Raw genomic sequence first — 16379 nt, forward strand, 5'->3', positions numbered from 1 at the left:
CCGGGGTTCAGCGCTTGAGGGCGACACCGCCGTACTGGTGCACCTCCGCCGGCAGGCCCAGGGCCTCGGCGTCGGGACGCCAGCGCGAGCAGGACGTGACGCCCGGCTCCAGCAGCTCCAGGCCGTCGAAGTAGCGGGCGATCTGCTCGGGGCTGCGCAGGATGTACGGGATCGAGCCGCCGTCGTTGTACTGATTGATGGCCCGGAGGTAGTCCTCGCTGGTGTCGGTGGAGTCGTACTGCACCAGATAGCTGCCGGAAGGCAGCGCGTCCACCAGCTGCCGCACGATCTCGCGTGCCTCGTCGTGGTCCTCGATGTGGCCGAGGATGCCCATCAGCATGAGCGCGACGGGCTGGTCGAAGTCCAGCGTCTTACCGGCTTCCCGGACGATCGTGCTCGGCTTGCGCAGGTCGGCGTCGACGTAGTTGGTGACGCCCTCCGGTGTGCTGGTGAGCAGCGCGCGGGCGTGAGCCAGCACCAGGGGGTCGTTGTCGACGTAGACGATCCGGCTCTCCGGGGCCACCCGCTGGGCGATCTGGTGGGTGTTGTCCACGTTGGGCAGCCCGGTGCCGATGTCCAGGAACTGGCGGATGCCCTCTTCGGCGGCGAGATGGCGAACGGCGCGGGCGAGGAAGTAACGGGCGGCGCGCGCCCCGGTCTCGATCCCGGGGAAGATCTCCCGGAACGCGTCACCGGCCACACGGTCGACTTCGTAGTTGTCCTTCCCGCCCAGCCAGTAGTTCCAGATCCGCGCCGAGTGCGGAACCGAGGTGTCGATCTTGGAGAGCGGCTCCTGCTCGGAGTTCTCCACCTGCTCAGTCATGGACGCTCCTGCGTGTGGTCGTGGAGCTTCACGTTAACCGGTTTACCTCAGGGACAGGATCAACTCCTCAGCCGTGTCCAGCAGTTCGACCTCCGCCGGGCTCATCGTCGGATTGGAGGCGCGGCGGCGCAGGGCCTCCGTCAGGGCGGGCCGTGTGAGCGGGGACGGGTCCGCGAGAAGGGCGGCCAGCATGGTGCGAGCGGCCGGGGACAGGGGGTCGTCGGAGACCGCGGCCTGAGCGAGGATCACCGCCGAGGCCGCCCAGTCCAGCCCCGGGTCGCCCTCCTCCGTGTTGGACCAGTCGATGACGCGCGGCCCTTCGGGCGTGAGCATCACGTTCTCCGGGTGGAGGTCCAGGTGGAGGACGCGGGCCGCCGGATCGGTGGAGTGCAGGGCGGGGACGGTGTGCAGGTCGCGCAGGAGCCCGCCCAGGATCGAACCGGCCTCCGCCACCCCCAGCGTGCCCGCCAGGCAGGCCTGGAGCATGGTCGGGCCGGAGAGCCGCTCCATCACCAGGTCGGCGCGGGAGCCGGTCGGGCGCACCCGGGGAACCGGAAAGCCGTGGGCGCGCACATGCTCCATCACCGCGCCCTCCGCAGCCGCGTCTCCCCCGCCCTCCCGTTCGCGGCGCAGCACCCACCCCTCGTCGATCTCGTACACGTCGGCGCGGCGGCCCGAGCCGAGCAGTCGGCCTGGTGGTGTCGTCGGCATGGGCCGAAGCTACCCGCCCGTACGGTGCCCCTCGGCCCGTTTTGGACGTGCGGGTACAGTGAGCGGGTCGTCATCACACCCGTACAGGGGGAAGCCGGTGCAATTCCGGCGCTGACCCGCAACCGTGAACCGCCCGCCGAGGCAGGCGGTGAGCCGGATCGCCCCGTACGGTTCGTGACCGGCTCACGTGCCCGGCGCCCGTCGGTGCACGGCACCGTCGAGGTATACGGAGCCGAGCCGCCGGGGTGTCCCGTGCTGTCCGGCTCCCTCACAGGGAGAGGCACCCGCCGATCATGAACGTCCGCCGCAGCGCCGCGGTCCTGGCCGCCGCCACCGTGATCGGCGCCGCCACGCCGGCCGCCGCCGCACCGTCGCCGACTCCGTCCCAGGCGTTCCCCTCCGCCCTGTACGGGGACAAGGACCCGAAGTTCGACGGCGTCTGGCGCCAGTCGCTCGCCCTGCTGGCCCAGGACACGGTGGGTGTGAAGCCGGCCGCCAAGTCCGTCACGTGGCTGGAGCGTCAGCAGTGCGCGGACGGCGGGTTCGCCGCGTACCGTCCCGATCCCGCCGCCGCGTGCGATGCCAAGACCATGCTCGACACCAACGCCACGGCCGCCGCCGTCCAGGCCCTCGCCGCGCTCGGCGGACAGGACGCCGTCACCGGCAAGGCCGTCGGCTGGCTGAAGTCCGTCCAGAACGAGGACGGCGGCTGGGGCTACGCGCCCGGCGGCGCCAGCGACACCAACTCCACGTCCGTCGTCATAGGCGCGCTGACCGCCGTCGGCGAGAAGCCGGACCAGGTCGAGAAGGGCGGGAAGTCGCCCTACGACGCCCTGCTCGCACTCGCCCTCGGTTGCGACGACGGCGACGACGCGGGCGCCTTCGCCTTCCAGCCGGACAAGAAGGGCAAGCCGGCCGCCAACGCGGACGCCACAGCGGCGGGTGTGCTGGGCGCACTGGGCAAGGGCATGGTGGTGGAGGCGGGTAAGAAGTCCGACGCCACCTGTGCGGAGCCCGGTACGCCGGACCAAGCCGCCGCCAACGGTGCCGCCTACCTCACGAAGACCCTCGCCAAGGACGACGACCACCTCACCTCCGCCCTCGCCGGCGCGGACCCCCAGCCCGACCACGGCAACACCGCCGACGCGGTCGTGGCACTCGCCGCGCGGGGTGAGACGGAGCAGGCCCAGAAGTCCGTTCGGTGGCTGGAGAAGAACTCCGCCACCTGGGCCGAGCAGGGCGGTCCCGCCGCCTACGCCCAGCTGATCTTCGCCGCGCACGCGACGGGCGCGAACCCGCGCGACTTCGGCGGCACGGACCTGGTGAAGCAGCTCAACGCGACGGGCCCGGCCCCGCAGACGTCCGAGAAGACCGCGTCGGCGCAGGACAAGAGCGACTCGAAGTCGGACTTCTTCGGCGTCTGGTGGTACGTCGGGGTCTGCCTCGTCGCCGGTATCGGCATCGGCTTCCTCTTCACCGGCCGCAAGAGGCAGCAGTCGTGATTCGCCGGGCCGTTCTCCTCCTCCTGGCCTCGCTCCTGCTGTGCGCGGGCGCGGGCCAGGCCCAGGCCGCCGGCTACCGGTACTGGTCGTTCTGGGACCGCGAAGGCGACCGCTGGGTCTACGCCACCCAGGGCCCGTCCATGGCCCGCCCCTCGGACGGCGACGTCCAGGGCTTCCGCTTCGCGGTGAGCGAGGACTCCTCCGAGGCCGCCCGGCCGCGCGGCACGACCGACTTCGGGACCATCTGCTCGAAGACGCCCGCGCAGGACGGCAAGAAGCGGGTAGCGCTCGTCATCGACCCCGGCACGAAGTCGGACGCCCCCCAGGGCGAGACCCCGCCCCCCGCCCGGACGGCCTGTGCCCGGGTCGCCCCCGACGCGACCACGGCAGAGGCCCTCGCGACGGTCGCCAAGCCCCTCCGCTACGACACGAACGCCCTGTTGTGCGCGATCGCGGGCTACCCGGAGAAGGGCTGCGGAGAGCAGGTGTCCGGTTCCCGGAAGTCGTCACCGGCGGCGAAGACGGACACGTCCGACGACAACGGCCCGTCCCTGGGCCTGCTGGCGGGCATCGCCGTGGTGACGGCACTGGGGGCGGCGGCGATCTGGCAGGTACGGCGGCGTGACCAGGATTAGCAGCGCGGACCGGCTCAGCCACGCGCCCTCCCACCCCCCGCGCCGGCCCCGAGCCCCTCTGCACCCCGGCGCCTGGTGGCTCTGGGCCCTCTCCCTCGGCACCGCGGCCACCCGCACCACCAACCCCCTCCTCCTCACCCTCCTCATCACGGTCTCCGCCTACGTCGTGGCGACCTGCCGCCCCGCGACCCCCTGGTCCCGTTCCTACGGCGCCTTCGTCAAACTCGCCCTCGCCGTCCTGGTCATCCGCCTTCTCTTCGCGATCGTCCTCGGCTCCCCCATCCCCGGCACGCACACTCTCGTCACCCTCCCCGAGGTGCCCCTCCCCGACTGGGCCCAGGGCATCCGCCTCGGCGGCGACGTCACGGCCGAGGCCCTCGCCTTCGCGTTGTACGACGGTCTGAGACTGGCCGCCCTGCTCGTTTGTGTCGGCGCCGCGAACGCCCTCGCGAATCCCTCACGCCTGCTCAAGTCCCTCCCGGGCGCCCTGTACGAGATGGGCGTCGCCGTCGTCGTCGCCCTCACCTTCGCGCCGAACCTCATCGCCGACGTCCAGCGCCTGCGCGCCGCCCGCCGGCTGCGGGGCCGCCCGGACAAGGGTCTCCGGGGCCTGCTGCAGGTGGGTCTCCCGGTCCTGGAGGGCGCGTTGGAGCGCTCGGTGTCCCTGGCCGCCGCGATGGACGCCCGCGGCTACGGCCGTACCGCCCGGGTCCCGGCCGCGGTCCGCCGTACCACCGCCGCCCTCACCCTCGGCGGCCTGCTCGGCGTGTGCGCCGGAACGTACGGGCTGCTCACCGCCGAAGGCGCCGCCTACGGCTTCCCGGTCCTCCTCGTCGGCCTCGCCGCCGCTCTCGCGGGTCTCCGGCTCGGCGGCCGGAGGTCGCCGCGCACCCGGTACCGCCCGGACCGCTGGGACGTGCGCGCGCTGCTGGTCGTCGCCTCCGGCGTGGCGGTCGCCGCGCTCCTCGTGCTCGCCTCGGTCCGTGACCCCGCGGCCCTGCACCCCGGCGTGGTGCCGCTCGTGGCCCCCACACTCCCCCTCTGGCCCGCGGCCGCGATCCTCCTCGGCCTGCTGCCCGCGTTCGTCGCCCCCGAGCCCAAGGAACCGTCGTGATCCGCTTCGAGGATGTATCCGTCACCTACGACGGTGCCTCCGAACCCACCGTCCAGGGCATCGACTTCGAGGTCCCGGAGGGCGAACTCGTCCTGCTGGCGGGCCCGTCCGGTGTCGGCAAGTCCACCGTCCTGGGCGCGGTCAGCGGGCTCGTGCCGCACTTCACCGGCGGCACCCTGCGCGGCCGGGTCACGGTGGCCGGACGCGACACCCGCACGCACAAGCCGCGCGAACTCGCCGACGTCGTCGGCACGGTGGGCCAGGACCCGCTCGCCCACTTCGTCACCGACACCGTCGAGGACGAACTCGCCTACGGCATGGAGTCGCTGGGCCTCGCCCCGGACGTGATGCGCCGCCGCGTGGAGGAGACGCTCGACCTCCTCGGCCTGGCCGATCTGCGCAACCGCCCGATCGCCACGCTCTCCGGCGGCCAGCAGCAGCGCGTGGCGATCGGCTCGGTCCTCACCCCGCACCCGAGCGTCCTCGTCCTGGACGAGCCGACCTCCGCGCTCGACCCCGCGGCCGCCGAGGAGGTCCTGGCGGTCCTCCAGCGCCTCGTCCACGACCTCGGCACGACGGTCTTCATGGCCGAACACCGCCTGGAACGCGTCATCCAGTACGCCGACCAGGTCGCCCTCCTACCGGCCCCGGGCGCGCCCCCGATCGTCGGCCCCCCGGCCGAGGTGATGGCGGTGTCCCCGGTGTATCCACCGGTGGTGGCCCTGGGCCGCCTGGCGGGCTGGACTCCCTTGCCACTGACGGTCCGAGACGCGCGCCGCCGGGCAGCAGATCTACGGCAGCAATTTGAGGCACAAGAGGGCATCGTCCTCAAGGGGCGCGGGGAACTGCGCGACAAGCCACAACCAACCCGCACCCGCCAACACTCCACACCCCCCACCCCTCTGGGCGAAGTCCAAGCCCTCTCAGTAACCCGCTCCCGCATCCAAGCCCTACGCCACATCGACCTCACCATCACCCCCGGCGAAACCATCGCCCTCATGGGCCGCAACGGCGCCGGAAAATCCACCCTCCTCAACTCACTCGTCGGCCTCATCACCCCCACCTCAGGAACAGTCAAACTCGGCGAAGCCACCCCCCACCGCACAGCCCCCAAGGACCTCGTCCGCAAGGTCGGCCTGGTCCCCCAGGAACCCCGCGACCTGCTCTACGCCGACACCGTCGCCGCCGAGTGCACGGCGGCCGACCAGGACGCCGGAGCAACACCCGGCACCTGCCGTGCCCTGGTCACCGAGCTGCTCCCCGGCGTCACCGACGACACCCACCCCCGGGACCTCTCGGAGGGCCAGCGCCTCGCCCTCGCCCTGGCCGTCGTACTGACGGCAAGGCCCCCGCTGCTGCTGCTGGACGAGCCCACCCGTGGCCTGGACTATGCGGCGAAGGCCCGCCTGGTCGGCGTGCTGCGACAGCTGGCGACCGATGGACACGCCATCGTGCTGGCCACGCACGATGTGGAGCTGGCCGCCGAGATCGCCCACCGGGTGGTGCTCCTGGCCGAGGGCGAGGTGATCGCGGACGGCCCGACGGCGGACATCGTGGTCTCCTCCCCGTCCTTCGCCCCGCAGGTCACCAAGATCCTGGCCCCGCAGCACTGGCTCACGGTCTCCGAGGTCCGCGCGGCGCTCCAGCCCGGGACGGATGCGTGAACGCCCAGCGCCAGGCCCGGGCAGTCCGCCTCGGCCCCCGCTCCATCATCGCCCTGCTCCTGGTCAGTGCCGTGGGGGTGGCCGCGTTCGGGTGGCCCTTGCTCGCCCCGCCCACCTCGCGGCTCAGCGCCCACGCGCAGGACGCGCCCTGGCTCTTCGCGGGCCTGCTGGTGCTGCTCGTGGCGGTGGTGGCCGCGGCGATCTCGGAGTCCGGTCTGGGCCCGAAGGCGGTGGCGATGCTCGGCGTGCTGGCCGCCACGGGGGCGGCCCTGCGGCCGATCGGCGCCGGTACCGCCGGGATCGAGCCGATGTTCTTCCTGATGGTGCTGAGCGGCCGGGTTCTCGGCCCGGGCTTCGGGTTCGTCCTCGGCTCGGTGACGATGTTCGCGTCCGCGCTGCTCACGGGCGGGGTGGGCCCGTGGCTGCCGTTCCAGATGCTGGCGATGGGCTGGTTCGCCATGGGCGCGGGCCTCCTGCCGGGCCCGGACCGCCTCCGCGGCCGTACGGAACTGACCCTCCTGGCGACATACGGCTTCCTCGCCGCCTTCGCCTACGGCACGGTGATGAACATGGCGGGCTGGCCCTTCATGAGCGCGCTCGCCTCGAACGTCGCCTTCGACCCGCAGGCGGCGGTCCCCGCCAATCTGGCCCGTTTCCTGGCGTACTGCCTGGCCACCTCGCTCGGCTGGGACCTGGGCCGAGCCGTCGTCACGGTCGTCCTGACGCTCACCCTCGGTCCGGCGGTGCTCAGGGCGCTGCGCCGAGCCACGCGCCGGGCGGCGTTCGAGACGCCGGTCACGTTCGACGCGCCCACGGCAGTGAAGCCCCCCACATGACCCACGTCACGTACGAAGCGAGGCCGTAGGGACCAGTCCCGGTCACCGGCCGGACCACACCACTGAATGTTGCCGCACCTAGTAAAGGTGGACATTGCAGGCATCGGCAGACGCTGTTTCTCTTGACGACCAGGCGGCGGTCCCCTGATCCCCGGGGCCGCCGCCTTTCAGACGGCAGTCGCGGAGTGGAAGTGGAACCGCTGTAGCTGTGCGGACACTTGTTGCTGTGGACTCCCCCTTGCATGAACGGGTTCGGTCTGGCGATCGGACGGCGTTCGCCGAGATTTTCGACGAACATGCGCGTGTCGTCTATGCCCATGCGATCAGGACTACGGGTGACTGGGCCCTCGCCGAGGACGTCATGTCCCTCACCTTTCTGGAGGCCTGGCGGCTGCGCGACAAGCTGCGCGAGGAGGTCAGAAGCGTCCGGGCGTGGCTTTTAGGCATCGCGACCAATGTGATGCGCAACATCGCCCGGGCGGCACGTCGGCATCGGGAGGCGATGTCCCGTCTACCACCGCCGGAAGCGTTGCCTGACTTCTCGGATGAGGTGGTCGGCCAGTTGGCCGACGCTCAGCGGCTGTCCGCCGCAGCCCGAGCGTTGCAACGTCTGAAGCGAACCGAACGCGAGGTCTTCACCTTGGTCGTCTGGTCCGATCTGGGGTACGCCGCGGCCGCTGAGGCGTTGGGAATTCCTGTGGGCACCGTACGTTCCCGGCTCTCCCGAGCGAGAGAGAAGCTGCGTCGGCTCGTCGAGGAGGAGCTTGTGGCAGATCCGCGAGGTGTGGAACTGCGGACCGGCAGCGGACACATATCGCAGAGCGGGGAGGCCGCAGCCCGCCCTTCCCACAGGAGGAGTGCACGATGAGTTCGGAGCAGGAAAGGCTCGAGCGTGAGCAGGCGAGTCGGATGCTGCCTCCGGCTCCCTGTCCGGAGCCTGCACCCGGACGAGTGGAAGCCCGCCGTGAGCACTTCTTAGGCGAGGTCGACCGGCAGGCGCGATCCCGCTCTCCCCGTCTGGCGCTGCGGTCGACAGGGCGCTGGGGGCTGATGCTGGGAGCGGCAGTGGCCGCTGGAGCGGCCGTCGTCGTTCTCACGCTCGACTTCGGCTCCCCTGGCGCTCGGCCTGACGTGCCACCGGCTTCGGCAGCGTCGGTCGAATTGCTGGAGAGAGCCGCTCTGGCCGCCGCTACGACGCCCCAGACGAAGGTGCGCGCCGGGCAGTACTCGTACGTGAAGACGGTCGGCCACACATCGGTGCTGTCAGAGACCAAGTCCGGCGAGATGGAACTCCTGCGCCAAAACGAGGCCATGGAGCAGTGGATCTCGGTGGACGGCAATGAACAGACTCTGCAGCGCAAAGACGGCAACGACAAACTGCTGCCGGGCACTCCGGGCCGAGGCGATCTGAACTCACCGACCTACAACTTCCTGGCTGCCCTGCCAACCGACCCCGGCGCTCTGCTGAAGCGGATCCGCGACGACGCTGAGAAGAATCACGGAGCCGGTTCCGACTCCACGACGGGACCGGACCAGGAAGCCTTCGTCATGATCGGCGACCTGCTGCGCAACGGAGTGACTCCCCCCGAGACCACTGCGGCCCTCTACCGCGCCGCTGCTCTCATTCCCGGAGTCGACGTCGCCCCCGACGCCGTCGACGCGGCAGGCCGAAACGGGGTCGCCGTCGCCCGAACACACGACGGCGAACGCACTGAGTGGATCTTCGACAAGAGCACGGCACGCCTGCTGGGTGAGCGCACAGTCCTCGTGGAGGACACCGCCTGGGGCAAGGCCGGCACTGTCGTCACCTCCGTCGCCGTCGTCAACAGCGGCATCGTCGACGGGGCCGGACAAGCCCCTTAGGCCGACCTCTGTCAGCCCGTACTCACCCGGAGTTCCTTCACACCGTTGATCCACGCCGACCGCAGCCGGCGTGGATCGTCGACCAGTTTCAGACCCGGCATGGCGTCCGCGATGGCGTTGAAGATGAGGTCGATCTCCAGTACCGCGAGGGACTTGCCGAGGCAGTAGTGCGGGCCGCCCCCGCCGAAGCCGAGGTGCGGGTTGGGGTCGCGGGTGACGTCGAAGTCGTCCGGTTCGTCGAAGACCTCGGGGTCGTGGTTGGCGGAGGCGTAGAAGAGGCCGACGCGGTCGCCCTTGCGGATCCGCTTGCCGCCCAGCTCGGTGTCCTGTGTGGCGGTGCGCTGGAAGGCGGCGACCGGGGTCGCCCAGCGCACGATCTCCTCCGCCGTCGTCGAGGGGCGCTCCCTCTTGTACAGCTCCCACTGCTCGGGGTGGGTGAGGAAGGCGTGCATGCCGTGGGTGATGGCGTTGCGGGTGGTCTCGTTGCCCGCGACGGCCAGCATCAGCACGAAGAAGCCGAACTCGTCCGAGTTGAGGTTGCCCTCGTTCTCCGCCGCGACCAGTTGCGTGACGATGTCATGGGCGGGGCACTGCTTGCGCTCGGCGGCCATGTTCATCGCGTAGGCGATGATCTCCGTGGCCGACTCGGCTCCGACCTCCTCGGTGATGGCGTACTCGGGATCGTCGTACGCGATCATCTTGTTGGACCAGTCGAAGATCTTGTCCCGGTCCTCCTGCGGCACGCCCATCAGCTCCGCGATCGCCTGGAGGGGCAGTTCGCAGGCGACCTGGGTGACGAAGTCGAACGGCCCCGTGTGCGTACGGGCGTGTCCGACGATCGCGAGGGCCCTGGCCCGCAGCCGTTCCTCCAGGGCGCGGATCGCCCGGGGCGTGAACCCGCGCTGCACGATCTGCCGGACCCGGGTGTGCTCCGGCGGGTCCATGTTGAGCAGGATGAACCGCTGGGCGTCGATGGAGTCCCGGTCGATGTGCTCGTTGAAGCGGATGATCGCCGTGTTGAGGTACGACGAGAACAACTCCGGGTGCGTGGAGACGTACTTGACGTCGGCGTGCCGGGTGACGGCCCAGTACCCCTCGTCCTGGAAACCGGCGAGACCAGCCGGCTGTGGCACCCAGCAGACCGGCTCGACCCGGCGCAGCTCGGCGAACTCCGGCAGGGGCACGCGTTGATGGAGCAGGTCCGGGTCGGTGAAGTCGAACCCGTCGGGCAGCGCGGGACAGGGCATGGGCGGCTCCCACCACTCGTACCGACTCTTGTTCTGACGGTCCATCAGCTGTGCGGAGTTGCGGTGACGGTAGTAACGGGTTCTACAACTAGCAAGAGGCATGGACCCCTCAATTGCCCGCACGACCCTTGCGGTCACCGAGTGGCCGTCAGCACACTGCTGACAGAACTAGAACGCGTACTAGTTCCGCGTAGCCTCCCGGAGAGGACCCGCACCCATGGCTGCCGAACCCGTGATCGTCGAAGCCGTACGCACCCCGATCGGCAAGCGCGGCGGCGCGCTCGCCCATCTGCACCCCGCCTATCTGCTGGGCGAGACCTACCGCGAACTCCTGGGCCGCACCGGCATCCCCGCCGACTGCGTCGAACAGATCGTCGGCGGCACGGTCACCCACGCCGGCGAGCAGTCCATGAACCCCGCGCGCACGGCCTGGCTCACGATGGGGCTGCCCTACGAGACGGCGGCGACGACCGTCGACGCACAGTGCGGCTCCTCCCAGCAGGCCTCGCACATGCTGGCCAACATGGTCGCCACCGGCGTGATCGACGTCGGCATCTCGTGCGGGGTGGAGTCGATGTCCCGGGTGCCGCTGGGGTCGGGCTCGAAGCACGGACCCGGGAAGCCGTTCCCCGACGAGTGGAACGTCGACCTCCCGAACCAGTTCGAGGCGGCCGAGCGCATCGCCCGCCATCGTGGCCTGACCAGGGAGGACGTCGACGCCCTCGGGCTCGCCTCCCAGGAACGAGCCGCCCTTGCCTGGGCGGAGGAGCGCTTCAAACGAGAGACCTTCGCCGTCCAGGTCCCGACGACGGAGGAGGAACAGCACGCCGGGCAGGGCATGTGGCGCCTGGTCGACAAGGACGAGGGTCTGCGCGACACGTCGGCGGAGGCGCTGGCCTCCCTGAAGCCGATCATGCCTACGGCGGTGCACACGGCCGGCAACTCGTCGCAGATCTCCGACGGGGCGGCCGCGATCATGTGGGCGTCGAAGCGGATGGCTCGCGCCCTGAAGTTGCGGCCCCGGGCCCGGATCGTCGCCCAGGCGCTGGTGGGAGCCGACCCCCACTTCCACCTGGACGGACCGATCGACGCGACCAACGCCGTGCTGGGCAAGGCGGGGATGTCCCTCGAGGACATCGACCTGGTCGAGATCAACGAGGCGTTCGCGTCCGTGGTGCTGAGCTGGGCGCGGGTCTTCGAGCAGGACCTGGAGAAGGTGAACGTGAACGGCGGCGCGATCGCGCTCGGGCACCCGGTGGGAGCCACCGGGGCCCGGCTCATCACGACGGCGCTTCATGAACTGGAGCGCACGGACAAGGAGTTCGCGCTGATCACCATGTGTGCGGGGGGCGGTTTGGCCACCGGCACGATCATTCAGCGGCTGTAGTCGCCGTCGTCCAGTTGATGAAGGTGGTGAACGTGGCGGGATCGAGGGTGAGGATCGGTCCCGCCGGGTTCTTGGAGTCGCGTATTGCGATGATGGCAGGGTCTTCGCCGACCTCTACACAATCACCGCCCTGGTCACCGCTGTAGCTGGACTTACGCCACTGGATCCCCTTGCTCGCCATAGCGTTCCTCCATCAGTCGCCGGATCAACTCCGCCGAATCCCTGAGGGAGAGCGCGGCGGCCTGAAGATGATCGTAACGGAGCGAGCAGTCCTTGACGGTGTCCGGATTCGCGGTCGGATGCCCGCTGCCATACCCCTCGGTATAGACAATGTCCGGGTCGCGATCGAACCGATAGAGATTGAATGCGCCTTGGAGTCCGGCGTGCGCTCCGGCGGAAAATGGGAGCACCTGAATGTTGATCCGGGGGTTGTGCGAGAAGGACAACAAGTGGGCCAGTTGGCCTCGCATGGTCTCTGACCCGCCGATCTCCTGATACAGAGCCGCCTCACTGATGACCATCCACAGGACCGGCGACTCCTCCTTCTCGAAGATGCGCTGGCGAGCCAGCCGGACTGCCGTGCGGTCGTCGAGGTTGGTCTGATCCAGCACGCCGAGCACGGCACGTGCGTACGCCCGCGTCTGAAGGAGCCCATGCACCACGTGAGTCTGAAACGTACAGATCTCCGTGGCCCGCGCCTCCAGCTCCGCCACCTGCTGGAACCATGCCGGAAGCTGACTGCGCAGCACCAGGTCGACCAGCCGGGACAACTGCCCTCCCGTCTCCAGTGCCGCATCCGCCCGTTGACTGAACTCCGGCGTCGGAAGCTTCCGAGCCGTTTCGATCTGGCCGACGAGCGAGCCGGTGTAGTTGACGATCTCCCCAAGCTGTTTCTGCGTCAGCCCGGCCGCCTCCCGGTACCTCCGCAACTCGAAGCCGTAGTAATCGAGCGGCGACGCACCCGGGTCAAGGGCATTGATGTGAGTCACGACAGAAGCCCCTCTCGCGCAACACGGCCCACTACAGGACCGGTTGTATCCGTTCCATAGCCGAGAGTAGTCACCGCACGTCAGCCTCGTCCTGTGAACGAATACTTTCCCGCCCAGTACACGATCCGCCTCACCGTCGGTGATCACGCCGCCCGCCACATCCGCCGTATCGTCCGCTCCTTCCTCGAAGAGTGGCGTACGCCCGAGCTGTCCGACGCCGTAGAACTCGGCGTCACCGAACTGCTCGCCAATGTCGTACGGCACGTCCCGGACCGGCGCTGCACCCTGCTGCTGCTGCGGCAGCCGCACGGCGTGCGGGTCGAGGTGTCGGACGGCAGCGACCGGCTGCCCGTCTCCCCGCCCCGGCCGGACCCGGAGTCCGAGAACGGCCGTGGACTGCTCCTGCTCGACGCGATGACCGACAAGTGGGGCGTGTCGGTATGGCGTGACGGTGGGAAGACCGTGTGGTTCGAATGCGGAACAGAGGGTCAGAGCGGGGTCCCCACCGCGCACGCCCACGGCAGCCGGGAGATCAGCCAGCCGTCGCCCAAGGGGGCTCCCTCGGCGGTGAGCAGGGTTCCCGAGCGGACTCGTACGGCATCCAGCAGTTCCGTTCCGCGCAGTGCGGGAGCCTCGGAGAGTGCCTGCGCGAGTGCCGTGACGGCGGCTCCGACCCGGCGTGCCGCGCACATCTGGGGGTGGACGGCCCACACCTCGCGGTCCGATGCCGCGTGGCGCAGCTGAGCGAAGGAGACCAGCCCGCAGTCCGTCGGGGTGAGGACGGGGCCCGCACCCTGTGCGAAGCGCGCGAACCGGCCCTGCGGTGCCAGCACCGCCAGCGCGCCACCGGGGCCCGGCGCGAGCCCCGCTCGCCCGGCCTCCTCGCCGACCGCGAGCCCGAGCGCCGCCCAGCCGGGCTCCTCGTCGTGGGCGACGGCGAGCGCGTTCACCCCCAGGGCCAGCGCTCCCTCGACGATCCTGCGGGCCAGTGCGTCCCCGTCGGGCGCCCAGCTCAGTGCGGGCGCCCCGGCCCGTACGAAGGGCATCAGACAGGGCAGCCCAGCGGCCTGGTACACCGGCAGGGCTCGGCGGGCCCCCGCCGCGTCGGTGTGGCCGACGACGGCCGCGTAACCGGCGGCGGCGACAGTACGGGCGACCTCCGGTGTCTCATCATGTATGTGCCATTCTGCGGCGTCCGGGCGGGCCGCCCTGACCCGTTCCAGATGACTGAGAAGGGTCGCTCCCCAGTCCGTACGCGGACCGGTCAGCGGTGCGACGACGGCGACTCTCGGTCCGGCCATCGGCTCATCCCCAGATCAGCGAGTCGCTGCTCGCGAGCACCACGATCAGGCCACGGAGCAGGTGAGTAGGAGCAGACATGAGGGTCCCCCTGGATTGTCGTCCGAAAGGTCGTCGTTCGACGGTCGTCGAGCGTGTGGTCAGCGGCGAAGGCCGGGGGCTCAGCATGTTGTGGCGAACCCGTTCGCGGCTACGGCGACGGGAGTTCCGGGACCGGCCATGGCCAGGGGCGGACGACGGCCGGGGCGCGGCGCGGAACCGGCCGGCTGTCCGTATAGCGGATGGTGGCTTTCCCGATGGACAGAACCGTTTCTAAGATCCCCGACGGAGCGTCAGGGGGACGGCGCCCGTTGATCGGTGGGGGGATATCCACGTGGACGCACGCGCCCGAGCACAGGAGCTCTACCGGCTCGCTCTCGACAACGCGGCCTGGCGCCCGGAGACCCTCACCGAGAACCGCGGCTGGAGCGGGACGGAACTCGCCGAGGCGCTCCGGCTGCTCGGCGAACTCGGCCTGTTCGTACCGTCCTCGGACAACCACAACGGCTGGACGGCGCTCGCCCCGGACACCGCGCTGCGCAAGCTGCTCCTCGACGAGGAGCGGCACACGAACGCCCTGCTGACCACCGTCCGGCAGACACGCTCCTCGCTCGCCCAGGTCCTGGCGGACTTCCAGCCGGTGCACGCCCGTGACCTGGCCTCCGCGCAGATGGAGGTGGTGAATGGTCTGGCCAACGTGTCGACGGTCCTGGAGGACGCCTCGCGGCGGGCGGAGGAGGAGGTGCTCTCACTGCACCCCGGCCGCGCGTTGCCCGCCGGGATGGTCGAGGCGGGACTCGAACGCGACCGGATCGTGCTGGGCCGCGGCGTACGGATGCGTACGATCCATCTGAGCTCGGCGGCCGCCGTTCCGCACATGACGGCCTATCTGCGGCGGCTGAACGGGGCGGGCGCCCAGGTCCGCACCGCGCACACCTTGCCGCTGCGGCTGATCGTGGTGGACCGCTCGCTGGCGATCGTGCCCGCGTCCCAGACATCGGACGGGGAGATCGCCGCCGTCGTGTTGCGCGGCGAGACGCTGGTCGGGGTGTTCCGGGGGATCTTCGAGCACTGCTGGGCCAGTGCCACTGTGCTGACCGAGTCCGCGACCGACAGCCCCGAGGGCGACTGGCACCCGACCGGCCGCCACCGCGAGCTGGTGCGGATGCTCGGGGGCGGACTCACCGACGAGGCGATGGCCCGCAAGCTCGGGGTCTCCGAGCGCACGGTCCGCCGCCTCGTCTCCGAACTGACCGAACGGCTAGGAACGGCCAGCCGATTCCAGGCCGGTGTCTGCGCCGTCCGGCTCGGCTGGCTCGACGACTGACGTCTGCCGCGGGGCGGCCGCGCTGCGGCCCCATGCCGTGCCCGCGAGCACGAGGAGCGCGCCCAGCAGCCCCAGCCATCCCGGCCGGTCCCCGGCGAGTGCGATTCCGAAGACGGCGGCCCACACCGGCTCGGTACCGAGCAGCAGGCTGACCCGGGAGGGCGAGGTCCGGCGTACGGCCCACATCTGCACGAAGAACGCGAACAGGGTGCAGAACGCCGACAGGTAGAGCAGTCCGAGCCAGTCCCCGGCGTCGAAGTCCGCCGCGGCCGCCCACGGGGTGCTGCCGGTACCGGGCGCCGCGAGCAAGAGCGCGAACACCATGACCGCGCTGCCCAGTTGAGCCGTGGTCATCGACAGCGCGTCCGCACCCTGCACCGACCGCATGCGCGACATCGCCAGGACGTGCACGGTACGGGCCACGGCCGCGCCCAGCATCAGCAGGTCGCCGAGGGACGGTGCGCTGAACCCGGCGCCCTGGGTGAGGAGCAGGACACCCAGCACCGAGAGCCCCGCGGCCGCGACGAACGACCGGGAGGGCCGGGTGCCGGTGAGCCGGCTCTCCGCGAGCGGCGTGAAGATCATGGTGAGGCTGATGATGAGCCCGGCGTTGGTCGCGGAGGTGTGCACGACGCCGTACGTCTCCAGGAGGAAGATCCCGGACAGGATCAGCCCGAGGACGCCGGCGCCCCGTATCTGTGCCCCGTCGAGCGCCCGCAGCTTGCGCCACCCTGTGACGACCAGGACCGGCAGCACCACCCCGAACCGCAGGACGAGCACGGCGAGGACGGTCTGGGTCGTGGTGATGTCCTTGGCCGCGAGATAACTGGAGCCCCACACCACCGCGACCAGCAGGACGGGCAGATCGGTCAGCCAGGCACGGCGGGCCGCGTTGACGGGCATGGGGGACTCCTAGGGCGGCGGACGATGAAATATGGGGCTG

The 16379-nt window shown here is 70.5% G+C and carries 16 protein-coding genes, 1 pseudogene and 1 riboswitch; of the genes and pseudogenes, 10 read left to right on the plus strand and 7 right to left on the minus strand.

Annotated elements, in window-relative coordinates; translation table 11 throughout:
- Positions 1-7 precede the first annotated feature (7 nt).
- A complete protein-coding gene (locus tag ACWIF2_RS04295; protein ID WP_382492804.1) occupies positions 8-823 on the minus strand; it encodes an SAM-dependent methyltransferase in 816 nt (271 codons plus the stop codon).
- Positions 824-865: 42 nt separating this feature from the next.
- Positions 866-1534 carry a phosphotransferase gene (locus tag ACWIF2_RS04300; RefSeq protein ID WP_454358511.1) on the minus strand — a complete coding sequence of 223 codons (669 nt, stop codon included), beginning with the start codon at positions 1532-1534 and terminating at the stop codon, positions 866-868.
- 42 nt (positions 1535-1576) lie between these two features.
- Positions 1577-1718, plus strand: a riboswitch (cobalamin riboswitch).
- Between the two features lie 109 nt (positions 1719-1827).
- On the opposite strand from ACWIF2_RS04300, the gene ACWIF2_RS04305 reads away from it, so the two are divergent.
- From ACWIF2_RS04305 to ACWIF2_RS04335, 7 genes are all read left to right on the plus strand, one after another.
- Entirely contained in the window at positions 1828-3036 is a 1209-nt protein-coding gene (locus tag ACWIF2_RS04305; protein ID WP_454358513.1) for a prenyltransferase/squalene oxidase repeat-containing protein, read from the plus strand.
- Positions 3033-3671 (plus strand): SCO2322 family protein, encoded by a 639-nt coding sequence (locus ACWIF2_RS04310; protein WP_454358514.1) that lies wholly within the window; start codon positions 3033-3035, stop codon positions 3669-3671. Before ACWIF2_RS04305 ends, ACWIF2_RS04310 begins: the two co-directional genes overlap by 4 nt.
- The gene (locus ACWIF2_RS04315) at positions 3667-4785 is read left to right on the plus strand and encodes an energy-coupling factor transporter transmembrane component T (RefSeq protein WP_454358574.1); all 1119 of its coding nucleotides are present in this window, start codon (positions 3667-3669) and stop codon (positions 4783-4785) included. Before ACWIF2_RS04310 ends, ACWIF2_RS04315 begins: the two co-directional genes overlap by 5 nt.
- Positions 4782-6449 (plus strand): ABC transporter ATP-binding protein, encoded by a 1668-nt coding sequence (locus ACWIF2_RS04320; RefSeq protein ID WP_454358515.1) that lies wholly within the window; start codon positions 4782-4784, stop codon positions 6447-6449. The genes ACWIF2_RS04315 and ACWIF2_RS04320 overlap by 4 nt, the downstream gene beginning before the upstream one ends.
- The gene (locus ACWIF2_RS04325; protein ID WP_454358517.1) at positions 6446-7285 is read left to right on the plus strand and encodes an ECF transporter S component; all 840 of its coding nucleotides are present in this window, start codon (positions 6446-6448) and stop codon (positions 7283-7285) included. The genes ACWIF2_RS04320 and ACWIF2_RS04325 overlap by 4 nt, the downstream gene beginning before the upstream one ends.
- 226 nt (positions 7286-7511) lie before the next feature.
- Positions 7512-8153 (plus strand): RNA polymerase sigma factor, encoded by a 642-nt coding sequence (locus tag ACWIF2_RS04330; protein WP_454358518.1) that lies wholly within the window; start codon positions 7512-7514, stop codon positions 8151-8153.
- Positions 8150-9148 (plus strand): CU044_5270 family protein, encoded by a 999-nt coding sequence (locus ACWIF2_RS04335; protein ID WP_454358519.1) that lies wholly within the window; start codon positions 8150-8152, stop codon positions 9146-9148. The genes ACWIF2_RS04330 and ACWIF2_RS04335 overlap by 4 nt, the downstream gene beginning before the upstream one ends.
- An 11-nt stretch (positions 9149-9159) precedes the next feature.
- Here ACWIF2_RS04335 and ACWIF2_RS04340 read toward each other — a convergent pair whose 3' ends face one another.
- Positions 9160-10395, minus strand: a complete 1236-nt coding sequence (locus tag ACWIF2_RS04340) for a cytochrome P450 (RefSeq protein ID WP_454358520.1) — start codon at positions 10393-10395, stop codon at positions 9160-9162.
- 217 nt (positions 10396-10612) lie between these two features.
- Here ACWIF2_RS04340 and ACWIF2_RS04345 point away from each other — a divergent pair, with 217 nt between their 5' ends.
- Positions 10613-11782 carry a steroid 3-ketoacyl-CoA thiolase gene (locus ACWIF2_RS04345; RefSeq protein WP_454358521.1) on the plus strand — a complete coding sequence of 390 codons (1170 nt, stop codon included), beginning with the start codon at positions 10613-10615 and terminating at the stop codon, positions 11780-11782.
- Here the strand turns inward: ACWIF2_RS04345 and ACWIF2_RS04350 are convergent.
- Positions 11766-11963: a DUF397 domain-containing protein gene (locus ACWIF2_RS04350; protein ID WP_454358522.1), complete on the minus strand. Its 198-nt coding sequence runs from the start codon at positions 11961-11963 to the stop codon at positions 11766-11768. The genes ACWIF2_RS04345 and ACWIF2_RS04350 overlap by 17 nt on opposite strands.
- On the minus strand, positions 11935-12771 hold the full coding sequence (locus tag ACWIF2_RS04355; protein WP_454358523.1) for a helix-turn-helix domain-containing protein: 837 nt from the start codon (positions 12769-12771) through the stop codon (positions 11935-11937). The genes ACWIF2_RS04350 and ACWIF2_RS04355 overlap by 29 nt, the downstream gene beginning before the upstream one ends.
- A 93-nt stretch (positions 12772-12864) precedes the next feature.
- On the opposite strand from ACWIF2_RS04355, the pseudogene ACWIF2_RS04360 reads away from it, so the two are divergent.
- A pseudogene (locus tag ACWIF2_RS04360) lies at positions 12865-13254 on the plus strand (ATP-binding protein); the annotation flags it as partial.
- Between the two features lie 5 nt (positions 13255-13259).
- Here ACWIF2_RS04360 and ACWIF2_RS04365 read toward each other — a convergent pair.
- Positions 13260-14072 (minus strand): hypothetical protein, encoded by an 813-nt coding sequence (locus ACWIF2_RS04365; protein ID WP_454358524.1) that lies wholly within the window; start codon positions 14070-14072, stop codon positions 13260-13262.
- 371 nt (positions 14073-14443) lie between these two features.
- Between ACWIF2_RS04365 and ACWIF2_RS04370 the strand changes: the two genes are divergently transcribed.
- Positions 14444-15436 carry a helix-turn-helix transcriptional regulator gene (locus tag ACWIF2_RS04370; RefSeq protein ID WP_454358526.1) on the plus strand — a complete coding sequence of 331 codons (993 nt, stop codon included), beginning with the start codon at positions 14444-14446 and terminating at the stop codon, positions 15434-15436.
- On the opposite strand, the gene ACWIF2_RS04375 is transcribed toward ACWIF2_RS04370, so the two are convergent.
- Positions 15371-16339: a DMT family transporter gene (locus ACWIF2_RS04375; RefSeq protein ID WP_454358527.1), complete on the minus strand. Its 969-nt coding sequence runs from the start codon at positions 16337-16339 to the stop codon at positions 15371-15373. The two genes, ACWIF2_RS04370 and ACWIF2_RS04375, sit on opposite strands and share 66 nt — an antisense overlap.
- Positions 16340-16379: the final 40 nt, after the last annotated feature.

This window comes from Streptomyces sp. NPDC055506 (genome assembly GCF_053643595.1).